We start from the raw sequence: 24,685 nt of genomic DNA on the forward strand, positions 1-24,685 counted from the left end.
CGCGGTTGCGGGTAAGACACGCGGACAGGCTTATCCGCCTCCCGGACGCGAAACGGCGCCGCCGCTTCCGTTCGGAAGCAGACGGCGCCGTTCGGCGTCTGGACCCTTTAGCTCACCAACCGCCGGTGGCGTCGAGGATGCCGTTGTGGGAGTTCCACAGCTCACCCTCCCAGTACTTCCACGAGTGGGTACCCGCGGCCGGGAAGTCGAACGTGGCCGGAATGCCGAGCGAGGCCAGCCGAGACTGGAACGCGCGGGTGTTCACCAGCGACAGCGCCTCCAGCGCCATACCGTTGGCGGTGTTGAAGTAGCCGACGGCCGAGTTCGGGTTGTCGTACTGGCCCGGCAGACCGCTGGCCGCCGAGATGTACATCGGCAGACCCTTGAGCTGCGGTGCGAACACGAACGGGTCCATCCGCAGCCACTGCGAGCTCCACGGCGCAGCCATCGAGTCGACGTTGTAGCGGCCCGCGTCCAGCATCGCGATGCGGATCGCCTCACGCATGCCCGGCGCGGAGATGTTCAGGTAGCCGGAGTAGGACGCGGCGTACTTGAACTGGTCGCGGTGGTAGGCGGCCAGTGCCAGCGCGGCCGAGCCACCCATCGAGAGGCCGACAACCGCGTTGTTCGTGCGCGACACACCGTAGCCCTCGAGGAAGGCGGGGAGTTCCTTGGTCAGGAAGGTCTCCCACTTGTAGGTGGTCTTCTGCCCGTTGGTGTTGCTCGGGCTGTACCAGTCGGCATAGAAACTCGACTGGCCGCCGACCGGCATGATCAGCGAGATGTTGTCGTTGCCGAACTGCTGGAGGGCGTTCGTCTCGAACGACCACGCATTGCGGTCGTCACGTGCCCGCAAGCCGTCGAGCAGATACAGCGCCGCGTTACCGCCGCGCGCCGCCCACTGCACCTGGACCTTGATCGGACCCATCTGCGACGGGACCATCAGATCCTCGAAGCCACCCGACGGCGTCCGCAGCGCGGGGCCGTGCATCGGCGCGGCCAAAGCAACGGTCGGGCCCGTCACGCCTGCGGCGATCGGTAGCGCCAACGCCGCCGCACCGACAGCCAGAATTCGATTCCGCCAACCACGAGGGGTGCCTCGCCGTCCCGACTTGGTTCTCTTCGGCGCGGCCGCCCTGCCGAAACGCATGAATCCTGCTCTCTTTCTGCTGTTGTGGTGTCGCCCGTAGCCCTTGCGGACCGGGCGACACCCGTGCTGCCAACGAGACGCGCGTCACATGCGAACCGGTACCCGACATTCCGGCACAAGAGACGGCGCTACAACGATCTGGTCACACTTGCGCTCGCTGGAGGTTATTCGACGTGCGAAGCCTTAGCAAGACCGGGGTATTCGAGTGGCCGAATTCCGCCCGTTCACAAGCTGTGATCGTGCGGAGACCTTATCGCGTTCGTGCGGAGATGTCGTGTCGGAACGGGAATTTCGAACAAAGATTAGGGGGTCACTAGGGAGTTCGAATCCTTACCCGGGCTGCCGGCTCAGATCCGGTAGCGTCTCGAGCACTTGGTCGGGCCAGTAGCGCCAGGCGTGCACACCGACCGCCGGGTAGCGGAAGACCGCGTTCGTCGGGCCGCGGGATCCGGCCGGACCAGCCGCAGCGCCTCGCGCCGAAATATTTCAGGTAGCCCGGATACGAACCGGCATAGCGGAATTGGATTGCCCGCCGACCGGAATGACAACATTGATATTCCACTGCGGGAGCATCCGGGAGATCTCGGGATCGATCTCCCAGCCGCTCAGATCGTTGCAGGCGCGCGTTCCGTCGAGGCATCGACGAGGCGCCGGGTATTGCCGTCGTTCGCGCGGCAGATGCGAGACTTGATCGGCCCCATACGGAATCGACCAGAAGTCGTCTCCGGCCGGATTAAGGCGCGGACCAGACCGGCAGCGGCAATTCCGAACTGCACCGCCAATGCGATGCCCACCCCGACCGCCGAGCCCCAGCCAGCCACCGGCAACTATTCCGCGCACTCCGCGAGACCGCATCGATTCGACCTTTCGCCCGTGCGAGCACCATCGCTCGCCGCTGTCGTACATCAGGATCGACACTCGACACCAATGCTCCCCGCGCACCGAAGGTCTCGGCGTTGTCGCTCTTCAATAGGCAAGTGCTCGAACCACGCCCGAACCGAAAGGCGCCGCGATGTCGGATCGTGATGAGGTCCGGGGAATTGCCGGCGCAAACTCTTACGACAAACCTTCGCCGGGCAGACGGCACCGAAACTACCAAGCCAGCGATTATCCGGCGAACCGCCGGACGGATGCGTCGATGCGGACCAAAACAAAGCCGCCCGGTCCGTGCACCGGGCGGCTTGTGCACCGCAAAACATGCCCGCGCGGAGCGAGCGACCATTCGTGGCGGCCGATAGCTCAGCCGATATTGGCGGACATGTCCGGAATCATCCGATAGGCCTCGTCCTGCCAGTTGGTCCACGCATGCAGACCGGCGGGCGGAAACGAATACACCACGTTCTGCGCCCCCAACGACATCATGCGGACCTGAAATGCCCTGGTGTTCGCCAAGGCGAGCGCCTCGAGCGGCGCACCCCTGATGACCCGGTCCGCGGCCACCGGAAACGGGATGTTCACATCGTCGGACATCGGCAGCCCACTACCGGCGGCGACCCACACCCGGGTGCCGTTCCCGATCAAGCGCGGTGCGAAGACGAACGGATCCATCCGCAGCCACTGCGGGCCCCACGGCGGCGCCATCGAGTCCACGTTGTAGCCGCCCGCGTCGACCATCGCCGTCCGAATCGCCTCCCGCATGCCCGGCGCCGAAATATTGAGGTAGCCCGAGAACGAACCGGCGAAGCTGAACTGGTCCGGGTGATAGGCCGCCAGCGTCAGGGCGGCACTGCCACCCATCGACAACCCGAACACACCATTGCGATTCGGATTGAAGCCCAAGCGATCCCGCAGTGCCGGTCGCAATTGCTGGGTCAGGAACGTTTCCCAGTCGTAGCGATAGCTCTTCCCGGGTCCTGCCATAAAGGCTTCCGTCACACCGGATCCGGTGGACGAACCCATCGAACCCGGCGTGACGCCGAAGAAGTTACTCGGCGCATTCCAGTCCGCGTAGAAGCTCGACATGCCGCCGACCGGCAAGACCACGTTGATATTCCAGCTCGCGAGAATCTCGGGGACGTTGGTCTCGATCTCCCAGCCATTGAGTGATTCCGGCGCACGTTGGCCGTCGAGCACATAGACGACACGGTTGGTATTGCCGTCCGCCGCGCGCAGTACCCGGCTCTTGATCGGACCCATCACCGGGGAATCGACCCAGAAGTCGAAGGCCGCCGGGTTGAAGCCCGCCGATGCGGTGGCGCCACTGCCCGCGATGGAGACCCCGAGCGGCAACAGCATTGCCGTCGCCACACCGAGCACCCATTTCTTCGTCCAGGAACCCCTGGCCGCTCCGGCCGAGGAACTGGCCGAGCTTCCGGGCCTACGTTGCCAGCGCACACTTCGCATTCGACTCGACCTTTCGTCCGGACGGCCAGTCAGCAAATTTCAGGCAATTTCGACTGACCCCCTCATCGGGCATAAAGACGGTTAACCCTGTCCAAAACGGACATTCCACCTGCATGCATGGTGGTTCGTACATCAATCACCAGCGAATGCTTCTATGTTGCTGGAAAGTGATTCACCCCACAACTACCGAAGGCATCCAGCAGCTGATTCGTTGTCAACGGGGGTTTCGGACGGATGCGAGCAAACAAAAAAAACCGCCTGGCGTGCGAACACACCAGGCGGTCAATGCACCGCATTACCAGCCCCACTCGGAGCGAGTCTTACGAGCGACCGTTCGCGGCCCGTCTCGCGTCCGCGCCGAAGGCGCGGCAATCAAACACAGCTATTACCCGATATTGGCGGAGAGATCCGGGATCATGCGGTAGACCTCGGACTCCCAGTTGTGCCAGTTGTGGATGCCGACGGACGGGAAGCTGTAGGTGACATTCTGCGCACCCAGCGTCGCCATCCGGACCTGGAAGGCCCGGGTGTTGACCAGTGCGAGCGCCTCCAGCGGCGTGCCCTGGATGACATCGATCGGCGAGCTCGCGTCGGACGCACCGGGCAGTGCGCTGCCGGCGGCCACCCAGAGCCTGGTGTTGTTCCGGATCAGCTGCGGCGCGAAGACGAACGGATCCATGCGCAGCCACTGCGGGCCCCACGGCGGCGCCATCGCGTCGATGTTGTAGCCGCCCGCGCTGATCATCGCGACGCGCAGCGCCTCGCGCATACCCGGCGCGGAGATGTTCAGGTAGCCGGAGTACGAACCGGCATAGACGAACTGGTCCGGGTGGTAGGCCGAGAGCGTCAGCGCGGCGCTGCCGCCCATGGACAGGCCGAAGACACCGTTGCGGGTCGGGCTGAAGCCAAGGCGATCACGCAGGGCATTGCGCAGATCGCTGGTCAGGAAGGTCTCCCACTTGTAGGTGTTCGACTTGCCGAGGGTCTCGTTCCAACCCGAGGAGCCGGTCATCGCGGACCCGGAGGACGAACCGTTGGCCGAACCCGACGAACCGGTGCTCAGGCCGAGGAAGTTACCCGGCGCGTTCCAGTCCGCGTAGAAGCTGGACGGGCCGCCGACCGGCATGACCACATTGATATTCCACTTGGTCAGCTCACGGGCGACCTCGGTCTCGATCTCCCAGCCGCTCAGGTCACCGCGGGCCCGCATACCGTCCAGCGCATAGACCACGCGGCCGGTATTGCCGTCCGCGGCGCGGAAGATCCGCGACTTGATCGGCCCCATGCTGGAGTCGACCCAGAAATCGAAACCGTCCGGGTTGAATGCAGCCGACGCGGAACCCGCCGGACCTGCTACTGACACCCCGAGCGGCAGCAAGATAGCCAGCGACATCAGCACCGACCGCTTGAGCCACGAACCGGCTCTACGGGTTTTCAGACGTCCATTGTGCGTCCTTCGCCCGATCACGCCTCGCATCTGGTTTACGGCCTTTCGTTATGCGGTCGTACTTCGACCGCGTCTCTACGTTGACCACTGGATGGGCCCATGTCGAATCGGACGCCCCGACGGGCGTTCCCACGTACCATATCGCTTCATCGATGCGGTGACGTTATCAAAAAGAGATAAAGCGATATGCGCCACGTTTATTTGCCCTGGTCAGTGAAAGAACTGAGCCCACGGAGATCCATGGGCCCAGTGTGACAGGAGTTGCGTCTCACCTTTGCGGTTGAGGATATGGATCCACCAGCCCGCACCGCTCGATCTCGTACTTCGGCACGCGATCGATCCGATATTTCGCGAAGTGCAGTGCGTGGATCAGGTTGTGCTTGAAGCGAGCCCAGGTGAGCGGATCACGGTAAGAGATATTCAGTGCCACGGTGTCCGGGCAGCTCATGGCGGTACGCGCCTGGGTGACCCACTTCTCGTCCATGTACCAGGGCATCCACGGATGCCGGTCGACCATGCCGGTATCCACCACGACCCAGTCCGGATACAGGCTCTTGTCGTGGCCGATCCGGCCGTCGGTGAGCCGGTCGGTGTGCGCGGCCAGCGGATAGGCCAGGCCCATCTGGTCGATGACGCGCACGTCCAGCGGGACGTTCATGCTGGTCATGCCGAGATTGAGGAAGTAGACGGTATGCCCGGCGCCGCCGTCGGGAATCGGCTGCGGCGGGGGCGCGATGTACCAGAACATGAACGACGGCGAGTTCAGCAGCAGGCCGCCGTCGGGGGTTTCGGCGATGTTGTTCACCATGGCCCGCACGCGTGGGTAGTCCATGTAGTCCTCGGCCAGGATCGGATGGTCGTGTCCGGTATTGAGGACGTAGTAGACGCGCTCGTCGACGATGCCAGAGGCACTGATCTTGGTGCCGGACTTGATGGCCGTGGTATTAGCCGCGAACAGCGCCCAACCCGCGGTGCCGAGCAGCGCGAGCGTGATCACCGCGAAGGACCAATCCTTCGCGGTCACCGCGCGCAGACCGCCCTCGGGCAGCCGAATCGGCACCACGGCGACCGGCAGCAGCAGGCAGAACAGCTGCGGCAGCAGCATCCTGCCGTGCATGAAGTCACCCCCGACGCGCAGGGCGTAGATCGTAAGAACGAATCCGCTGCCCAACATGAGCGCGACCACCGCGCTCGGCGAGTGCAGCCATTCGCGGACCCGGCGCACCGTCCAGCCGCGCTCGTCGGTCGCCTTGTCGGCACGCGCCGAGCGGCCCGCGACCACGCCGAGCACCAGCAGTACCAGCAGCGGTAACCACAGGTAGTACGGACCGACCAGATCCCAGAGGTATTTGAAGCCCTGTCCCCACTTGGCGCCGCCCGCGTCCTTGGCGACCGCGGTATTCGGATAGGGCAGGCCGTAGTAGCCCATCCGCCAGACCTGGTAGCACATCGGCACCAGTCCGGCGGCGGCAACGATCAAGCCGCGCAACACGATCGGATGCAGCCGGGACTGCGGCATCGGGGCCAGGAAGATCATCAGCAGCGACAGCGCGCCGACCAGCGTCATCTCCGGACGGATCAGCGGTGCGAGTCCGGCGAGAAACACCAGCCCGAACAGCGCGGGCAGCTTCACCCGCTCGGTCTGAGTCCAGCGCAACAGTTGCCACCACAGCAGACCCAGCCAGCAGATGACCAGACCGCTCTCCAGACCGGAGGTGGCGTAGTCACGAGCGGGCGGCAGAGCGATGTAGACGAATACGCCCGCCGGCAGCAGTAGCGCCGATTTGGTGCCGCCCCACAGCCGCGCGGCGCCGAGCATGGCGAAGACGATCGCCAGCATCGACACCGTCAGCGCGACGCCGAGTACGACGTACTCCAGCCTGGCCCTGGTGAGCCAACTGAAGAACCACACCAGATAGGTCCATGCGGTACTGGTGTTGGTCTCGACGCGCTCGCCCTCGTTGAAGACCGGCCCGTTGCCCGCCAACAGATTCCGCACCGTGCGCAGCACGATGAGGCCGTCGTCGGCGATCCAGCGTCGCTGCCAGGCGCCGACCGAGAATAGTGCGACGCTGAGCGCGATCCCACCGACGAAGGTTGCTCGGGATAGCGTGGCGAACCGCAAGGCCGAACGAGCCGGCCCTTCGGCCGGCTCCTCCGTCACTTGTTCTGTTCGCTCCACTCCCTCTACCAGCAGTTCGTCAGGTGAGATAGACAGCGACACCTACCGCTCCGATCCAGGCGATTGCGAGGAACTGGAGGATGCGATCCCCCAGCGCGATCTCTTCGGGTTCACCGGCCTCGCCACCATCGACGTCGACCGCGTAACGCAGGATTGCGATCGTAAACGGAATCATCGAGATTGCGAACCAGTTGGTGTGCTTGAGGCTGTCCTGTTGGAACGCCCACAGACCGTAGAACACCACCACCGCGGTCGCGGCGAGAGTCCAGATGAAGCGCAGATATGTCGGTGTGTAGTACTCCAGCGACTTGCGGATCTTGGCGCCGGTGCTCAGCGCGATCTGGAGTTCCGCATAGCGCTTACCCGCGGCCATGAACAGCGAGCCGAACGCCATGATCAGCAGGAACCATTGCGACAGGTCGATATTCGCGGCCGCACCACCGGCGACCGCGCGCAGCAGGAAGCCGGAGGACACGATGCAGATGTCCAGCACCGCCTGGTGCTTGAGGCCGAAGCAGTAGGCCAGCTGGATGCCGATGTAGACGGTCATCACCACGGCCAGATGCCAGGAGGCCAGGAACGATCCGGCGATCGAGCCGAGCAGCAGCACCACTGAGAGCAGGTAGGCCAGATTCACCGGGACCACGCCCGCGGCGATCGGGCGGTATCGCTTGGTCGGGTGCGCCCGGTCGGCTTCCACGTCGAGCGCGTCGTTGACCAGGTAGATGCCCGAGGCCGCCATGCAGAAGACCACGAAGGCGAGCCCGACGTGTCCGAGCACGGCCAGGTCGGTGGCCGTATCGGGACCGGCTGCCAGCGGTGCGGCGAGCACCAGCACGTTCTTGACCCACTGACGCGGGCGGACCGCCTTGAACAGCCCGCCCGCCAGTGTCTTGGGCGGGCCCTTGACTACTGCTTCGGCTAGGTCCGTACTGGTCGGCTCTTCACTCATGTCAACCAAGGTCTTTTCTTGTGCGGTCACTATCGAGTCTCTTTTCGGCGGCAAGCACAACAGCGGCGGACGCGGCGCCGAGCGCGGAACCGGCGAGCACGTCGGAGGGATAGTGCACCCCGAGCACAACCCGGGAGAGCAACATCGGTGGGACGAGCACCGCAGGCAAGGGTAGCCCGGTCAGTCTGCCGAGCAACACCGCCGCTGCCGTGGTCGAGGTCGCATGTGAGGACGGGAAGCTCAGCTTGCTCGGCGTCGAGACGTTGACCTGCACCGATGGATCATTCGGGCGCGGACGCCGGACGATGCGCTTGATGACGATCGATGCCGCGTGCGCGCCGACCGCGCCGACCGCGACCCCGGCCCACTGCCGGCGCCGCGGTTTGTCGACGAGCCAGCCCGCGGCCGCAATGCCGATCCAGCCGAGCGCGTGCTCACCGAAATGCGACATACCGCGCGCGGCCTTGATCACCTCGGGCTTGGTGCCGATGGTCGCCTGGACCGCGTTGATGATCTTGACCTCGGGCGGCTGCGGCGCCGACGGCACCGCTGACACCGGGCCGCCGTGACCATTCGCACTCGAGTGCACCGCGGTGTTGTCATCCGCGGCGGTGGCTTCCAGACTCACTACTGCTCATCCTTCGTATCGATACCGAAGACGTTCTCCCAAGCCGCCGTGCTGGTCAGCGTCGGGTGGGCGGCGCGGTAGCGCTGCTGCATCTCCGGGAAGCGGGCCGCCAACTCCTTGCGCAGCCGCATGGCCTCCTTGAACAGGCCGAGGGCCTGACGCGGATCGCGCTTACGGTAGACCACGCCGCGGCCGTCCGCGGTGGTGACGGTGACGCCGTCGATCTGCGAGAGCAGGAACCAACGGGCGTCCAGCGTAGGCACATTCAGCTGCGGCCGCTCGTGATGTTCGGCATGTGCCGGGCGGAAGTTGTGCACGACGCCCTTGGCCAGGCGGACCACCTTGGCGATCGGATTCGCCGGTTCACCGACCGCGCCGACGCCGATGTGGCTGGCCAGCGGCAGTTCGGTGGATGACGGCAGGATGACCGCATCCGGGTACTGCTTGCGCATTTCGTGCACCACGCCGAGGGCGCTCGGCAGCAGTTGGAACAGTCGCTCCGGTCCGGCGAGGAAGTCCTTGATCGCCAGGTTCTGGATGGCGACCGTCGAATACTCCAGGCAGAGCAGGTGTTTCAAGGTCGCCTTGACAGTGTTGACGACCATGCCGCGCCCGTTGCCAGGCATGTGCAGCGAGGCGACCACCAGGCGGTTGCGCAGGTGGAAGTACGCCTGCCAGTCGATCGCGTCGTCCTTGTCGCTCCAGGCCATATGCCAGACGGCGGCACCGGGCAGGGTGACGGTGGAGTAGCCGTGATCGCGGGCGCGCAGCCCGTATTCGACGTCGTCCCACTTCAGGAACAGCGGCAGCGGTTGACCGATCTCCTCGGCGACCTGGCGCGGGATCACGCAGGTCCACCAGCCGTTGAAGTCGACGTCGATGCGCCGGTGCAGCAGCTTGGAGTTGTCGCGATCCTTGAGCGGGTATTTCGAGAAGTCGTGGTCGTATTCGACATTCGGCGCGGAGGTCCACATGAAGATGCCGCGATCCACGACCTCGCCCATGCTGTGCAGGTGTGAGCGCTCCTGCAGGTTGAGCATCTGCCCGCCGACCAGCATGGGCGATTTGGCGAAGCGGGCGAAGGCCAGCGCACGCAGGATCGAATCGGGTTCGATCTCGATATCGTCGTCCATGTAGACGATGTACTCGGCGTCGGTGGTTTTCAGCGCCTCGTACATGACCCGGCTGTAGCCGCCGGAACCACCCAGGTTGGGCTGATTGCGAATTGCGAGCCGCTCGCCGAGAACCGCGGCGGCTTCTGCGAAGCCGGGCTCGTCGACCACCTTGCGGTTGCCCTGATCGGCGACGATGACCGCGGCGATCTTCTCCTGCACCAGCGGATCCGAGCCCAGCGCGCCAAGGGTTTTCACCAGGTCGGTCGGCCGGTTGAAGGTCGGCATGCCGACCGCGATGGTGCCCGCACCGGGCGCCTCGACCGGTGCGTACCAACCGCCCGCGAGCAGCGTGACTGCCGTATCGGTGGTGATATCGAACCAGATCCAGCCACCATCCTCGAACGGGCCGAGGTCGGTCTCGAATTCCACGTGCACGGATTCGGTGCCGGGTGCTACCGCGAATTCCTTGCCCTGCACGTGGATTCGCGAACCGTCCGCCTTCGAACGGTAGACGTCCACACGGCCGTGCCCGGCGAGTTCCAGCCGCAGCACCACCGACTTCAGGATGCTCCAGCGCCGCCAGTAGCTCGCGGGCAACGCATTGAAGTAGGTGCAGAACGACACCTCCGACTCCGCGCCCACCGACAGCGAGGTGCGGGTGGTGGCGTGCGCGCGCCGGGCGTTGGTCAGCGATTCCTCCAGGTAGAGGGTGCGCACGTCCAGCGGTTCACCCGGCCGGGGCAGGATGATGCGCTGCAGCAGCGACTTCGCGCGGGTTTCGGTGGTCATATCTTCCAGGATCGATTGGGAGGTCATTCGTCGCTTTCATCCGAAAGAGTTTCGCCCGACTCCAGGTGCGGCCGCAGGACATTGTCGAACATGCTGAGCGCGCTGCCGATCGCCATATGCATATCCAGGTACTGGTAGGTGCCGAGGCGACCACCGAAAAGCACCTTGGCCGCTGCGGTTTCCTTCTTCGCCAGCGCCCGGTACGCGGTGAGCTTGGCGCGGTCCTCCGGCGTATTGATCGGGTAGTACGGCTCGTCACCGGTCTGCGCGAAACGGGAGAATTCGCGCATGATCACGGTCTTGTCGTTCGGGTAGCTCTCACGCTCCGGGTGGAAGTGCCGCGGTTCGATAATGCGGGTGTAGGGCACATCCGAATCGTTGTAGTTCATCACCGAGGCGCCCTGGAAGTCACCGGTTTCGAGCACTTCGGTCTCGAAATCGATAGTGCGCCAGCCGAGTTCGCCCTCGCTGTAGTCGAAGTAGCGGTCCACCGGTCCGGTGTAGACGACCGGGGCGTCCGGGTTCTCGGCGCGGATCTGCTCGCGCACGTCGAACCAGTCGGTGTTCAGCCGGACCTCGATGAGCTCGGAGGCGGCCATATTCTCCAGCCACTTCGTGTAGCCCTCTTTGGGCAGACCCTCGTACGTGTCGTTGAAGTAGCGGTTGTCGAAGGTGTAGCGCACCGGCAGGCGGGTGATATTGCCCGCGGGCAGTTCCTTCGGATCGGTCTGCCACTGCTTGGCGGTGTAGTCGCGCACGAACGCCTCGTAGAGCGGACGGCCGATCAGCGAGATCGCCTTCTCCTCGAGGTTCTGCGCGTCCTTGGTCTCGACCTCCGAGGCCTGTTCGGCGATCAGCTTGCGCGCCTCCTCCGGCGTGAAGTAGCGGCCGAAGAACTGGGAGATCAGACCGAGGCCCATCGGGAACTGGTAGGCCTGCCCCTTGTGCATCGCGAAGACCCGATGCTGGTAGCCGGTGAATTCGGTGAACTGGGTCACGTAGTCCCACACCCGCTTGTTCGAGGTGTGGAACAGGTGCGCCCCGTACTTGTGCACCTCGATCCCGGTCTGCGGCTCCGGCTCCGAATAGGCGTTGCCGCCGAGGTGGTAGCGACGATCGATTACCAACACCCGTTTGCCGAGTAGATTGGCGGCGCGCTCGGCGACGGTCAGCCCGAAGAATCCGGAGCCGACGACGATCAGATCGAACTGTGAGGCGGAGTTTGCGGAGTTACCCGGGGACGATGCGACGGTCACGGGTGCCCAGCGTATCGGAAGTCCGCGCGCGGGCCGGGTGGAGTCACGACCTGCGCGCAGTCACCGACGGATGCCATCGGGATTTCTCCTGGTGTTTGCCGAAACGACTACGCCGCGGCAACGCGGCGGCTATTACATATTCACGCAAACTGATCATCTGTCCAGTTTCGTGGACTCGCGTTGGTTCGGCGACTGCACCAACGCTGACCCTTTCGAGCGACCTGCAAGCAGTCGCTAACGGCCCCTTTCGAGCGACCTGCAAGCAGTCGCTAACGGCCCCTTTCGAGCGACCTGCAAGCAGTCGCCAGCGGCCCTTTTCGAGCAACCTGCAAGCAGTCGCTAACGGCCCCTTTCGAGCAACCTGCAAGCAGTCGCCAGCGGCCCGACGACATCGGCACCGCCGCGGGTACGACGTCCGCGACCAAGCCGATGCGCAGTGCCTCGGCGGCATCGATGCATCGGCCCGACAGGGTGAGATAGCGCGCGACCGCACCGCCGACCAGCTCGGCCCATATCTCGGCCTCGAATCGGGAGTCGTACCCAGGGCGATCCGGCGGCCGCCACCCTGAACTACTCCGGAAAGCCGATGTCCGACTCGACGGCGTCGCGGTCGGTGTACATGCGCCAATAGTGGTCGCCCAGTTCGGCATTGGTCATGCGGACGATCTCGAGTCCGGCCGGGAACAGTTCCGGCTGCTCGTCGACCAGGCGCTCGGCCTTGCTGTTGCCGATCAGCGCGCCGATATTGAGCAGGCCGACATAGACGCCGGTGCCCTGCAGTTCGAGCGCGAGCTGGCGAATGTAGGTGCGCTGCGCGCCGAGCGCGACGCCGAAATTGGATAGGTACGGGACCGGATACCTGTCGGAGTATCCGGACGAAAACAGCAGTGCTCCTGCGCCGCGCTCGATCATCGCGGGCGCGAGCGCGCGGGTCATCCAGATCGGTGAGTAGAGCTTCAATTCCAGCGGGATGCGCAGGTTGGCGGCGTCGACATCGAGGGTGGTCGGGATGCGATTCACCGCATCGCCCGCCGCGCCGTGCATCGCGACATCGATCTGCCCGAACTCGGCCGTGATCTTGTCGACCACGCAATACAGCTGCTTTTCATCGGTGAGATCGGCCGGGAAGGCCGCGGCCTCGATGCCCTCGGCGGCCAGTTCCGCGACGTGGGCGCGGGCCTTCTCCGAATTCCGTCCGATGACCGCCACGCGGAATCCTTCCCGGCCGAACCGCCGTCCGGTCCCCATGCCGAGCCCGGGCCCGAATCCGAATATCGCGATCGTCTTGGTCATACTACCTCACTAAGTTGAGCAATGGTTCAAGTTAGCGTCGACGGTAGCACTAACTTGAACCTATGCTCAAGATAAATCCGGTACCGGATTTGTAGGATCGGCGAATGCCCGTGGACAAGCCGTTACGCAGCGACGCCCAACGCAACCGGGACGCGCTCGTCAACGCCGCCCGCGAGGTCTTCGAGGAACGCGGCCTGGACGCACCGCTCAAGGAAATCGCCGCTCGCGCCGGCGTGGCCATCGGCACGCTCTACAACCGCTTCCCCACCCGCGACGACCTCATCGCCGCCGCCGTCGAGGACCGTATCGAAGCGGGCGGCCGCATTGCCCAAGAGGCGATCGAAATCCAGGACCCTTGGGACGCTTTCGTCTACCTGGTCGAGAAGGTCTGCGAACTGCAGGCCGCCGACCGCCTACTCAGCGACCTCGCCCTGCGCGGCGCCCCCAGCCCCGCCATCGCACGCGCCCAGGAGTTCGGCCATGGTCTGATGCGTCAAATCGTCGCGCGCGCCCAGGAATCCGGCGCGCTACGCCCCGACTGGGTCCTGGAAGACATCGCCTTCATCACTTGGTCGCACACCCGAATCATCGAGGCCACCGCCAAAATCGCCCCCGAAGCCTGGCGGCGTCACCTCGCCCTGGTCCTGGACGGCCTCCGAGCCACCGCCGCCCACCCCCTACCGGTACCCCCCATCACCGAAGACCAACTGATGCAAGCACTGAAGGGCTAGGTGCCCGCGTACCCGAAGGCGCCCATTGGGATTCGTCGGTAGTACGTCAGTGCGGCCGAAACGGCCCTCGAGCCGACATCACTGATACGGATATGGTGGTTGCCCGGTAGGAGGCTGCTGCGGATACGGGTATTGCCCGGGCTGAAATGCGGGCTGCTGATACGGATCCGGCGCATACTGACCATACGGCGCAGCTGACGGCTGGCCATACGGCGCGGGCGAGTACGGCGTGGCGGATGGCTGCACGGGCTGCCCATACGGCGCGGGTTGCGCATACGGCTGAACCGGTTGACCGTAGGGCGGCGGGACCGGTACCCGCGGGCGACGGCGCTCCGCGATCCAGCGGCCGGTCGAGCCGACCGCGGCCAGCGCCATTGTCGTGAGCATAAGAGCGACGCCCACCGCCGACGTCGGACTGAACACACCGAACATGGCCACGCCGATAATCAAGTCCGCCAAGGCCAACGCGCAGCCCAGGAGCACCATCACTCGTCCAATGGTCAAACGGCAGAGCAGCAGGATGCCGCCGACGATCAGGAGAAACGCGATGAATCCCGCGGCGACCATGGCGAATTGCACTTTGCCCGCACCGAGGATCTTGGTATCGACCGCCGCCAGCGCCGCGGCCCCCATGACGTTCAAACCCCCGGCAACCAATGCGAGCACACCCGCGGTGATTCCGGTGCCACCCCCTGCGGGCTGCTGCGACGGATAGCCGAACGGCGGTTGCTGACCGTAACCCTGATGTCCGGGTTGGCCATACGGATAGCCCATCGAGATCTCCCTCCCGCGCTCCGACCGCGAAACTGTACCGCGCTCAGCGGTTTCGCTCGACGTGGGCGATCACGAGGTCAGCGCGTGATGAGCCGGGTGGGCGGGGCCGGCGGCGGTCCAGCGGGCGGCGAATCTGTTGGCGCACAGGAGCAGGATGAGGAGGGGTGGGATGAGGTTTATTGCGGTGCGGAGCAGGTTTTCCTGGATGAGGGCGGTCATCTGGCCGACCAGGCCGAAGAAGGGTGGTACCCAGATCGGGTGGTCGGCGGTGGACCACCAGAAGATGCCGAGGCCGAATTCATAGTCGGTGAGCGAAACGGCAAGTCCGACAATGCCGATCGCGAGCGATAGGCCGGATGCGACGATCAGCGTGTAGCGCCCGGTTTCGTCCTGACGCCAGAGCTGGATACCGCCGAAGATCAAGGCCAAGGCCATCAGCGCCGCGCCGAGCGTAGTGAAGATGACGAGCGAATTGTCGAACCGGCTCCGATTGTCGATGAAGTCGACGACGAGCAAGGTGCCCCCGAGCAGGCTTCCCAACCCGTACAGCACCGCAATCGCCGCGCCGATCTGCGCGACCACCCCACTCTGCGACCGATCCCCACTCCGGTAAAGCATCGTCGACACTCCTCCCCACCTAGTTGTGGACGATTCGATCCTACGGCCGCAGACCGGCCTCCAGCGTGCTGTCGAATTGCCGCGCCACGACGACCCCGGCGAACGGCGGGTAGGGCGTCCGCTGGATGCGGGCGCCCTACCTTGTTGTTACCGCAGGTTGGCCTCGGCGTACGCCTTCATCGCGTCGCGCACGAATTCAGTTGTGCCGTCACCGTGTACGTCGTAGTTGGCCGCGAAACGCGGGTCGGCGACGTACATTTCGCCGAGTCCGGTGAAGTACTCGTACGACGGGCAACCCTGCGAACCGACCCCGATCCAGTCGTAGTGCCGCGCGACGATGGCCTGGACCTCGTCGCTGTCCGGGGCGAGTCCGGCGGCGTGCGCCCGGCCGTAGTCGGCGGCGATATCCAGGTGGGTCTGGAAGTACGCCTGCTTATCCGCCTCGCTGAGCGAGCGCCACCAGCGGTCGCCGCTTTCGTAGGCGGCCTTGCCCCAGCGTTCGATCACCTCATCCTTGTACCGAGTGTGGTCGAAACCGTCGAAAACCTCTGCTGCCATGAGTTGTTCACCTCGTTCCGTCTTGTGCAGCGTGATGGTCACCGACTCGATCTGGCGCCGGATCCGATCCTGTTCCTGCCGAAGCAGTTCCAGGTGCGCGCGCAGCGCGGCGGCGGTGTCCTGTTCGCCCGCGAGAACTTCGGCGATGACCGGAAGGCCGAGGCCGAGTTCGCGCAGCAGCAGGATGCGTTGCAGCCGAACCAGGGAGTCCTGGTCGTAGTAGCGGTAGCCGTTGGCGCCGATCCGGCTCGGCGGCAGCAGTCCGAGCTGCCCGTAGTGACGCAGCGTTCGGCTGGTGGTACCGGCCGCCTTGGCCAGATCCTGGATGGACCATTCGGTGCCCGTTCGCATGACCTGTTCTCCCTTCTTTCTCGTCGGTACAACCAGCATGCAAGTTGACGTTACGTCAAGGTCAACCCCTTAATGTGCGCCGACCGGCACCCGAGGTATGACCACGGCAGGTTCGATCCGCGGCTTTGCGACCATCTGACCGAGCAGCGTGCCGCCGAGCGCGATACCGAGTCCGACCACCTGCAGCGGGCTCAACGCTTGACCGAGCGCGATCCACCCGATCACAGCCGCCGATACCGGGCTGAGCAGTCCGAGGAAGGCGACCGAGGTCGCCGGCACCTTGGCGATGCCGCGGAACCAGAGGAAGTACGCCAGCGCGGTACCGATGACGCCGAGGTACAGGTAGCCGCCGACAGCCCGGCCGTCGAGTGCGGGCGGCGCACCCTCGATCAGGAAGGCGAGCGGTGCGATGAACAGGCCGCCCGCGGTGAGCTGCCAGCCGGTGATCGCGAGCGGTCCGACACCCTCGGGTCGACCCCAGCGCTGAGTGAGCACCGTGCCCATCGCCATGGACGCCGCACCGGCGAGTCCGGCGATCACACCGACCGTATCGAGTTGCGCATTGGCGCGTAGCACCACAAGTGCGACCCCGAAGACACCGACCAGGCCCGCGATCACCTTGCGCCCGTTGGGTTTTTCGGCGAGCACGACTGTTGCGAAGGCCAGCGCGAACATCGGTGCGACCGCACCCAGAACACCGGCGACACCGCCCGGCAGCCGGTATGCGGCGAGGAACAACAGCGGGAAGAACGCGCCGATATTGAGGACACCGAGGGCAGCGGCGCGCCCGAGCCAGACCCCGCGCGGCAGCACGCGGGTGATGGCGAGCAGCGCGAGCCCGGCGGGCAGGGCGCGCATCAGCGCGGTGAAGAGCGGACGGTCCGGCGGCAGGAATTCGGTGGTCACGGCGTAGGTAGAGCCCCATGCGATCGGGGCGAGTGCGGCGAGCGCCAGGGTGTCGGCGTACGAGTCGCGCGCGGCGGTGGCTGTTGTCATGTGGTCGCTCCTCATTGATAATCTCAACGTTGAAATATCTACTCGCTGGCATATCTCACCGTCAAGTAGATGAATGTTGAGGTAATCACTATCGAGAGGAACCCCGTGGCCGACGCGATCGATCTGTTCACCGCGCACTGGAACCGGGAACGGCCGGACGTCGACGTGTCACCGATGGCGGTGATCGGGCGCATCCAACGGCTTTCCCGCCTGCTGGAACAGGACCTGAAGAAGTTCTTCGCCGGACACGGACTGGAGTTCTGGGAGTTCGACATGCTCGCGACCCTGCGTCGCTCCGGCGGCGCCGACGGACTCACCGCGGGCGCTCTCAACCAGGTCGCCATGCTCACCTCAGGCGCCATCACCAACCGCATCGACCGACTCGCAGCCAAGGGCCTCGTCGAGCGCGCACCCTGCCCAGAGGACCGCAGAGCAATCCGCGTCCAACTCACCGCCGCAGGCCGCACTCTGATCGACGACCTACTGCCCTTGCACATGGCGAACGAGCAGCGCCTCCTCACCGCACTGGATAAGCAGGACCGCGGTCACCTGGCCGATCTGCTGCGAACCCTGACCGAATCGTTGGGCGATACCGCGTCGTCCTGATTCGACAAATGCCCGATTACGCCAGTTACAGCTCTTGTCGCGCAGGCGAATTCGTTAAGCGGCACCGGCCGAGGCCAAGTTGCGCCGCCCCGGACCGAGGCCCGTTGACCGAACGGTGCGTCACGCAACTCGAGCTCATCGCTTGGCTCCACCTCGCGTAAGTGGATTCGCCGACGCGGCAAGGTTCCGCCGCCCCGGACCGAGGCTACCTGGCCGAACGGGTGCGCCACGCAACTCGAGCACGTCGTTTGGCTCCACCTCGCATAAGTGGATTCGCCGACGCGGCAAGGTTCCGCCGCCCCGGACCGAGGCCACCTGGCCGAACGGGTGCGCCACGCAACTCGAGCACGTCGTTTGGCTCCACCTCGCATAAGTGGATTCGCCGACGCGGCACCGGGAATCGCGCGGACGCCACGACTATCCGTAGGCCGAGGCAAACGGTCCAGAACGGCTCGGCGACTACGGCTCTTAGGTCAACTCCGAATCCTCTAGGTCAACTCCGAATCCTCGTTTGTCGGCGCGACCGAAAGGATCGCGGGAGCGCGTGGGGGTGGCGGGGTTGGGGTTGATGCCGTAGTCGGGGCGACGGTGGTTCCGGGCGGGACCGAGACCTCGGGCGCGATCGCGGCGCCTGGTGCTACGGAATGTCCCGGTGACACAGCATTTCCGAGCGCGAGCGCGTCTCCGGGCACAGCGCTTCCAGGCGGGGCGTTGCCGCCGGGCAGCGCGCTCGCGGGCGCGGCATTGCCGGGCACGGCACTCTCAGGCACGGTGTTCGCGCCGGGCACTGCGCTCTCGGGTGAGCTGTTAACGCCGGGTGGTAATGCACTTCCGGGCGGCGCATTTTCAGGCGTGCCATTCGCAGCACCGGGCACTCCACTCTCCGTGCCATTCCCAGCACCGGGCACTGCGCTCTCGGGCGTGCCATTCGCGGCACCGGGCACTCCACTCTCGGGCGCGCCATTCCCACCGGGCGGTACAGCGCGCCCGTTACTGCCCGGCGGCACGGTGCCGCCCGGCTTGCCCTCGTGCGCATCCGGCACCAGCTGCATAAGCGTCGTGAAGTCGACGACCTGGGCACCGAGCGTCGGTGTCGCGATGATGACGCCGTTGGTGAAAAGCCGGTAGGTACCGCCGTTTTGGGGTAGCGCCATTTCCGGGCCGAGCGGCTGGCCGACCGCGCTGCTCGCGCCGCCGATCCGGCGGTATTCGGCATCGATCGGGGATTCGGCGACGAGAGTCTGCTTGCGGGGATCCACCGGATTACCCGCACCGACCACCGGGATGCCGAGTTCGGCGGGCGTCGGTCCGACATCGAAGGCGTAGATATCGGCCGGTTCCCCACCGTCCGGTGCGGAGGAGTACTCCGAACGCAGGATTCGGCCGTCCCGCAAAAGCACCGTCCCCGTGGTCGATGCGATGGCAGCGGCCGCGCGCGGATCCTCCTTGGCAGTGCCGGGATACTCCTGGCAGTCGGTGGAATCGCAAGTCTGCGCGTATGGGTAGCGGTGCTCCGCCAGCGCGTACGAACGTGCGGCGATCGCTTGTGCGCGAAGGGCTTCCGTCGCTCCCTTGTCGACCCAGTTGGCCTGCACCTCGGCCGGGACGACACCGAGCAGATAGTCCTCGACATCGACGCGATTCACCGTGCGCGCCGCACCGTTTTCCATGGCAACACCGAGTGAGCCGCGATATGCCGAACCACCGCACAGCGTCAGATGTTCGGCGGCGGGACGGTTGGGCCGCGGGTTGAGCGGATAGATCCAGGGGTCGGCGGTCGCCCGCTGCCACAGCACCTCGCCGTCACAGCCCATCGTGACAACCACATTCGCACCGCCGTCGGGCAGCGCGGTGAGATGTGCGACCTGGCCGCGCGGCAGCATTTGGCCCGCGACTCGCAATCCGGCGTCGGCATAGGCGTCCAGCGTCGAATCGTCCTGGGCGAAGAGCCGCACCCCGACGGTGGTCGCCGAGATTTTGCTGAGCGTCGCGCCCGGGTAGTAGTGATCAAGGATGCGTTCGGCAGCCCAGCCGTCAAGGGCACTGTCGAACGCGCCGACCTGACTCATACCGCGCCCATGGCCCGGTCCGGCCAACGGACGGACAAGAGCGTCGGTCGGCCAGACCCAGAACGCGAGTATGGTGCTGGCCAGGACGGCCGCACCACCGGTGACCAGCATCGGACGGATGGAAATCGGAGTTCCCGATATTCGCTGCCCGCCAATTCGTCCGCGTGGCGCACTCGTTTTCACCCGCAATTTTCGCTCCCCCCGCGTCGTGTCATTCCGGTGCCGTCTACTTCGCATCCGTTCACTCCCACGGTTTTCCAGGACCTGATCGGTTCGATACCTGTCGGCATGTCGTTCCATCCGGCCGCAAATCGAGAGCTACATTCGAGCAATCACATAAATCCTCAACCAGAGGTTTAGACCTGTGACAGTTGTGAACTAGTGTGATCGTTGATGCATCAGGAAGCAACCCTGACATTCACGCAGATAATCGCTCGGTTCGACCTGATTGGAGATGCTAGTGCCGTACCGCAAACCGAAACGTTCCTACGTGCTCCCGGTTGTCACCACACTTGCGGTAGCGGCTCCGCTCGCGACGTTCACGCTGAGCGATTCGACCGATTACCGCTCGACAACCGGTAGCGAGCTCGCCGCAATCCCCGCGCAATTGGCCGAGGTGGTTCTCACCGCGGCGCCCGACATCACCCTTCCGCTGCGCGAACTCACCGGTCTCGACCTGCCTGATCTGCATCTTTCGGATCTACGCATGCTGCCGATTCCGGAATCCATTCCGGTTCCCCAGGGTTTGCCACTGCCACCCGGTGTCGAGCTACCGAAGGAAATTCCACTACCCAAGCTCGATCCCGGACAGAGCACACCGAGCCAATCGGTTCCCGGCCAAACAGTTCCGGGCCAGTCACTGCCCGCCCAAACCATCCCCGGCCAATCGCTACCTGGCCAAACAGTTCCCGGCCAATCGCTACCTGGCCAAACCATCCCCGGCCAGTCACTGCCCGGCCAAACAGTTCCCGGCCAATCGCTACCTGGCCAAACCATCCCCGGCCAGTCACTGCCCGGCCAAACAGTTCCCGGCCAATCGCTACCTGGCCAAACCATCCCCGGCCAGTCACTGCCCGGCCAAACAGTTCCCGGCCAATCGCTACCTGGCCAAACAGTTCCCGGCCAGTCACTGCCCGGCCAAACAGTTCCCGGCCAATCGCTACCCGCCCAAACCATCCCCGGCCAATCGCTACCTGGCCAAACGGTCCCGGGCCAATCACTGCCCGGCCAAACCCTCCCCACCCAAAACATCCCCGGCCAGGGCACACCCCCCGGCCAACCGACGCAAGGCCGATCCCCAGCCGCCGCCTTCATCGCCGATCCCACCCAGCTCGAGCCCGACGTCACCCCTGACACACCGGCACTATCACCCGGCGCTGTCCCGCCGGAACTCCTCAGCCAGGTGGGCGCGCAGGTCAAGGAGCTCAGCCGCGATACCCCGTTCAGCGTTGTCGCACTGACCGCGCACGATCTGGTGAATACCAAGGCGTTGGTCCGGGCCCGTCAGTCCGATGGCATGTGGGGTCCCTGGTACGACACCGAGGCCGTCGATACCCGTCGCAACGATCAGGCGATTGGCGGCACCACCGGCACCGAGCCGATCTACGTCGGCAATACCAAGTCCGTGCAGATCCTGGTGACCCGCAAGCCTGCCGTGGCGGCCGCACCGCGTCCCCCTGTCGCGGGTGACGCGGAGGGCGCCGTGCCGATGCTGCCAACCCCGACGGCCGGACGTTCCGATGATCCGGCCCAGACCGCCGCCGCACTGACGGCCGTGCTGATCGATCCGGGCCGCGGCGCGATCGACGGCGCGCTCAATAATGTCGCCGCGGCGCTTCCCGGTGGCGGACCCAATGTCATCACCCGATCCCAGTGGGGCGCGGACGAATCCATCCGCTGCGAGGAACCCACCTACGACGACCAGCTCGGCGGCCTCACCGTGCACCACACCGCGGGCCGCAACGACTACACCCGTGCCGAATCGGCGGGCATCGTCCGCGCGATCTACACGTATCACGCAAAGACCTTGGGCTGGTGCGATATCGGCTACAACGCACTGGTCGACAAGTACGGCCAAATCTTCGAGGGCCGCTTCGGCGGACTGGATCGCCCGGTGCAGGGCGCGCACGCAGGTGGGTTCAACGAGAACACCTCGGGTGTCGCACTGATGGGCAACTACGAATCCGAGGAACCGTCGGAAGAGGCGATCAATGCGATCGGCCGGTTCATCGGGTGGCGGTCCAAGATCGTGGGCCTGGATCCCAAGGGCTACACCACGATGTATTCCGAGGGCACCGAATTCACCTCGTATGCGCAGGGTGAGGCGGTTCGGCTGCCGGTGGTGTTCGCGCATCGCGACGTCGGCAATACCAGCTGCCCCGGTGACTCCGCCTACGCCGATATGGACCGCATTCGGGATATCGCGGCGGGCATATCGGCACCGGCCGGCACGTCCACCAAGCCGCAACAGCAGGCACAAGCGCCGACAACCCAGCAACCGCAGATGGAGACCGCCCCGCAGACCCAGACCGATATCGCCACGCTGGCCGCACTCACGGCCAAGCTGCTCGGCATGGTGAATCAGAATGCGATCGCCAAGCACTGGGCCGATAAGGGCGGTCCGGATGGCCCGCTCGGCGCGGCAGTGTCGGAGCCGCTGCCCGCTGCGCAGGGGCAGCAGTACGCGAAGTTCGTCAACGGGTACGTCTATACCGGCCCGTACGGTCAGATGTTCGAGGTGATGGGCGCGATCCTGAATCGCTTCCTCGCCCTCGGCGGGGATGCCGGGCTTCTCGGGCTGCCGACCAGCAATAGCTACTCGGTGCCGAACGGGCTGCGAACCGACTTCCAGTACGGCTCACTGATTCTCAACCAGCTGACCGGCATTATCACCACCGTCTGGAAGACCTATAACGACACCTACCAGCAGCAGGTCAACCGCAACCCGGACGGCCAGGTTATCGCGCCAGCTCCCGAAGCAGTCCCGGAACCGGCCAGCTGACCGTAGCGCTCACACCCACCAGCGCTCGAGCACTTGCGCCACACCGTCTTCGGAGTTCGTCGCCGCAATCTCGTCCGCGGCGGCGATCGCCTCCGGATGCGCATTGGCCATCGCGACGCCGTGGCCGACCAGGGTGAGCATCGGAACATCGTTGGGCATATCGCCGAATGCGATGATCGCCGAATGTTCGACGCCGAGGCGTTGGGCGACGATGGCCAGGCCGGACGCCTTCGTGACGCCGGGTGCGGAGAGTTCGATGAGGCCGTGGTCGGTCGAGTAAGTGATATCGGCGCGGTCGCCGATCAGCGGGGCGAGGACCGCGCGCATATCGGCACTGGAGCTACCGCGTAGTCGGACCAGCATCTTGATCGCGGGCGCATCGATGACCTCGGCGCGCGAAACCTCGGTGTCATCCGGATTCAGCCAGGCATGTTCGTATTCCGGTGAGCTCACGAATTGCGGCGTCACCGCGTCGTGCGCACTGGCGCCGACGCGTTCGGCGGCCAGACCACAGCCGGGCAGTGCGCGTTCGGCCAGGTCGGCGATCCAGGCCAGGGTGTCCACGTCCAGGCTCCGGCTGGCGAGGACGCGGTCGGCGGCGCTGTCGTAGATCACCGCACCATTGCCGCAGACGCACAGCGGCGCATAGCCCAGCCCGTCGACCACCGGATCGATCCAGCGTGGCGGGCGTCCGGTGGCAAGTACGAACGGCACCCCGTCGGAGATCAGAGCAGCCACGGCCGCCTTCGTTCGCGCGGTGACCCGCTCGTCGTGATCGATGAGGGTTCCGTCCACATCGGTGGCAACCATCTTCGGCTTGGGCAGGTGCAGGCGCGTCACCTATTCCATCCTGCCGGAAGACCATCTCGGCGAGGTCGCGGCTATCACTGCGATGGCGGTCGCCGCCACGGGGAGTCCTCGGCCTTCATCGTCGGGTCGGACTGCCGTTCAGCCAGATCTGGTGGCGGAGAATCCGGTGCTGCCTGCGGATTCGCTCCCCAATAGGGCTGCGCGCCCGCCTGATCGGTACCTGCTTGCGGATACGGTGGAACATCGGCTGACGGACCGTATTGCGGATAGGGCGGCGGCGGATAGGGCGGCCGCGGATAGGGCGGCCGCGGATAGGGCGGCGGACCGGACGGATACCCAGCCGGTGGCACGGCAGGTCCGGACGGATACCCAGCGGTTGGCACAGCAGGTCCGTACGGATACCTGGCCACCGACGGCGCGGCTACCGGGTTGTAGTTGAGCCAGCGCGTTGTCGGGGGCACGAGGGCGAGCACCGCCGTCGTGATCGGGAAGATCAGCCCGAGCAGACCACCGATGCCGCCGCCGATCTCGGCCGCGCTCCCGCCCGAGGTGGTGTAGTGCAGGGTTACCGCATACCCCGCGATCCCCGCGATCACCACCACCGCGCATCCGGCGACGACGAGCACCCGACCGAGCGGCCGCCTGGTGAACATCATGACCGCACCGACCCCGAGTAGGAACGCCGTGACCACCGCGATCGAACCGACCACCAGCAGATAGGTCTTGATCCAGCTCTGCGAGAACAGGCCGGTCGAGTCGTACTCCGAGAGATCACGGGCCAGGTCGGTGAGCCCGAGCACGATATTGAAACCGCCGCCGAGCAATTGGCCCGCACTGCCGATACTCGCCAGCACCCCGGCCGTGATCGCGGTGCCGCCACCGGGTGCGGGTGCCGGGACCGATGGATAAGGCTCATATTGCGGATAACTCATGAAGTCCCCCTTTGAGCACCGGAAACGCCTGGACACACCGGTCTCCAAAGAATAGAGGACATGCCGATCTCACGCGTGTCACGC

At 65.3% G+C, this 24,685-nt stretch carries 20 protein-coding genes; 3 read left to right on the top strand and 17 right to left on the bottom strand.

What is annotated here, in order from left to right:
- Nucleotides 1–112 precede the first annotated feature (112 nt).
- From OIE68_RS31280 to OIE68_RS31325, 10 genes are all read right to left on the bottom strand, one after another.
- Nucleotides 113–1,150, bottom strand: coding sequence for an alpha/beta hydrolase family protein (locus OIE68_RS31280; RefSeq protein WP_327094582.1), 1,038 nt, complete (start codon nt 1,148–1,150; stop codon nt 113–115).
- A 605-nt stretch (nt 1,151–1,755) separates the two neighbouring features.
- A complete protein-coding gene (locus OIE68_RS31285) occupies nt 1,756–1,944 on the bottom strand; it encodes a hypothetical protein (RefSeq protein WP_327094583.1) in 189 nt (62 codons plus the stop codon).
- A gap of 445 nt (nt 1,945–2,389) precedes the next feature.
- On the bottom strand, nt 2,390–3,493 hold the full coding sequence (locus tag OIE68_RS31290; RefSeq protein ID WP_419150590.1) for an alpha/beta hydrolase: 1,104 nt from the start codon (nt 3,491–3,493) through the stop codon (nt 2,390–2,392).
- 385 nt (nt 3,494–3,878) lie between these two features.
- The gene (locus OIE68_RS31295) at nt 3,879–4,886 is read right to left on the bottom strand and encodes an alpha/beta hydrolase family protein (RefSeq protein ID WP_327094584.1); all 1,008 of its coding nucleotides are present in this window, start codon (nt 4,884–4,886) and stop codon (nt 3,879–3,881) included.
- A gap of 322 nt (nt 4,887–5,208) precedes the next feature.
- Entirely contained in the window at nt 5,209–7,134 is a 1,926-nt protein-coding gene (zomB, locus tag OIE68_RS31300) for a flagellar motor control protein ZomB (RefSeq protein WP_419150820.1), read from the bottom strand.
- 7 nt (nt 7,135–7,141) lie between these two features.
- A complete protein-coding gene (locus tag OIE68_RS31305) occupies nt 7,142–8,074 on the bottom strand; it encodes a decaprenyl-phosphate phosphoribosyltransferase (protein ID WP_040685827.1) in 933 nt (310 codons plus the stop codon).
- A gap of 1 nt (nt 8,075) precedes the next feature.
- On the bottom strand, nt 8,076–8,621 hold the full coding sequence (locus OIE68_RS31310; protein WP_040685888.1) for a phosphatase PAP2 family protein: 546 nt from the start codon (nt 8,619–8,621) through the stop codon (nt 8,076–8,078).
- Between the two features lie 80 nt (nt 8,622–8,701).
- The gene (locus OIE68_RS31315) at nt 8,702–10,633 is read right to left on the bottom strand and encodes a glycosyltransferase (RefSeq protein WP_327094586.1); all 1,932 of its coding nucleotides are present in this window, start codon (nt 10,631–10,633) and stop codon (nt 8,702–8,704) included.
- Complete coding sequence (gene glf / locus OIE68_RS31320) at nt 10,630–11,862, bottom strand: UDP-galactopyranose mutase (RefSeq protein ID WP_327094587.1); 1,233 nt, start codon at nt 11,860–11,862, stop codon at nt 10,630–10,632. Before glf ends, OIE68_RS31315 begins: the two co-directional genes overlap by 4 nt.
- Nucleotides 11,863–12,432: 570 nt before the next feature.
- Nucleotides 12,433–13,155, bottom strand: coding sequence for an SDR family oxidoreductase (locus OIE68_RS31325; protein WP_327094588.1), 723 nt, complete (start codon nt 13,153–13,155; stop codon nt 12,433–12,435).
- A 104-nt stretch (nt 13,156–13,259) separates the two neighbouring features.
- Here OIE68_RS31325 and OIE68_RS31330 point away from each other — a divergent pair, with 104 nt between their 5' ends.
- Nucleotides 13,260–13,886, top strand: a complete 627-nt coding sequence (locus OIE68_RS31330; RefSeq protein ID WP_327094589.1) for a helix-turn-helix domain-containing protein — start codon at nt 13,260–13,262, stop codon at nt 13,884–13,886.
- Between the two features lie 78 nt (nt 13,887–13,964).
- Here OIE68_RS31330 and OIE68_RS31335 read toward each other — a convergent pair whose 3' ends face one another.
- The 4 genes from OIE68_RS31335 to OIE68_RS31350 form a co-directional block, all read right to left on the bottom strand.
- Complete coding sequence (locus tag OIE68_RS31335) at nt 13,965–14,660, bottom strand: hypothetical protein (RefSeq protein ID WP_327094590.1); 696 nt, start codon at nt 14,658–14,660, stop codon at nt 13,965–13,967.
- 69 nt (nt 14,661–14,729) lie between these two features.
- A complete protein-coding gene (locus OIE68_RS31340) occupies nt 14,730–15,278 on the bottom strand; it encodes a hypothetical protein (protein ID WP_327094591.1) in 549 nt (182 codons plus the stop codon).
- Nucleotides 15,279–15,425: 147 nt separating this feature from the next.
- On the bottom strand, nt 15,426–16,187 hold the full coding sequence (locus OIE68_RS31345) for a MerR family transcriptional regulator (RefSeq protein WP_327094592.1): 762 nt from the start codon (nt 16,185–16,187) through the stop codon (nt 15,426–15,428).
- 69 nt (nt 16,188–16,256) lie between these two features.
- Nucleotides 16,257–17,183: an EamA family transporter gene (locus OIE68_RS31350; protein WP_327094593.1), complete on the bottom strand. Its 927-nt coding sequence runs from the start codon at nt 17,181–17,183 to the stop codon at nt 16,257–16,259.
- A 69-nt stretch (nt 17,184–17,252) separates the two neighbouring features.
- Between OIE68_RS31350 and OIE68_RS31355 the strand changes: the two genes are divergently transcribed.
- A complete protein-coding gene (locus OIE68_RS31355) occupies nt 17,253–17,789 on the top strand; it encodes a MarR family transcriptional regulator (RefSeq protein WP_327094594.1) in 537 nt (178 codons plus the stop codon).
- Between the two features lie 488 nt (nt 17,790–18,277).
- Here the strand turns inward: OIE68_RS31355 and OIE68_RS31360 are convergent, their stop codons facing one another.
- Nucleotides 18,278–19,969: a SpoIID/LytB domain-containing protein gene (locus OIE68_RS31360; protein ID WP_327094595.1), complete on the bottom strand. Its 1,692-nt coding sequence runs from the start codon at nt 19,967–19,969 to the stop codon at nt 18,278–18,280.
- Nucleotides 19,970–20,318: 349 nt separating this feature from the next.
- Between OIE68_RS31360 and OIE68_RS31365 the strand changes: the two genes are divergently transcribed.
- The gene (locus OIE68_RS31365; protein ID WP_327094596.1) at nt 20,319–22,859 is read left to right on the top strand and encodes an N-acetylmuramoyl-L-alanine amidase; all 2,541 of its coding nucleotides are present in this window, start codon (nt 20,319–20,321) and stop codon (nt 22,857–22,859) included.
- Between the two features lie 9 nt (nt 22,860–22,868).
- Here OIE68_RS31365 and OIE68_RS31370 read toward each other — a convergent pair whose 3' ends face one another.
- Nucleotides 22,869–23,669 carry an HAD family hydrolase gene (locus OIE68_RS31370; protein WP_419150821.1) on the bottom strand — a complete coding sequence of 267 codons (801 nt, stop codon included), beginning with the start codon at nt 23,667–23,669 and terminating at the stop codon, nt 22,869–22,871.
- Nucleotides 23,670–23,743: 74 nt separating this feature from the next.
- Nucleotides 23,744–24,601: a hypothetical protein gene (locus tag OIE68_RS31375; RefSeq protein ID WP_327094597.1), complete on the bottom strand. Its 858-nt coding sequence runs from the start codon at nt 24,599–24,601 to the stop codon at nt 23,744–23,746.
- Between the last annotated feature and the right edge of the window lie 84 nt (nt 24,602–24,685).

This window comes from Nocardia vinacea, from assembly GCF_035920345.1.
Taxonomy (GTDB): domain Bacteria; phylum Actinomycetota; class Actinomycetes; order Mycobacteriales; family Mycobacteriaceae; genus Nocardia; species Nocardia vinacea_A.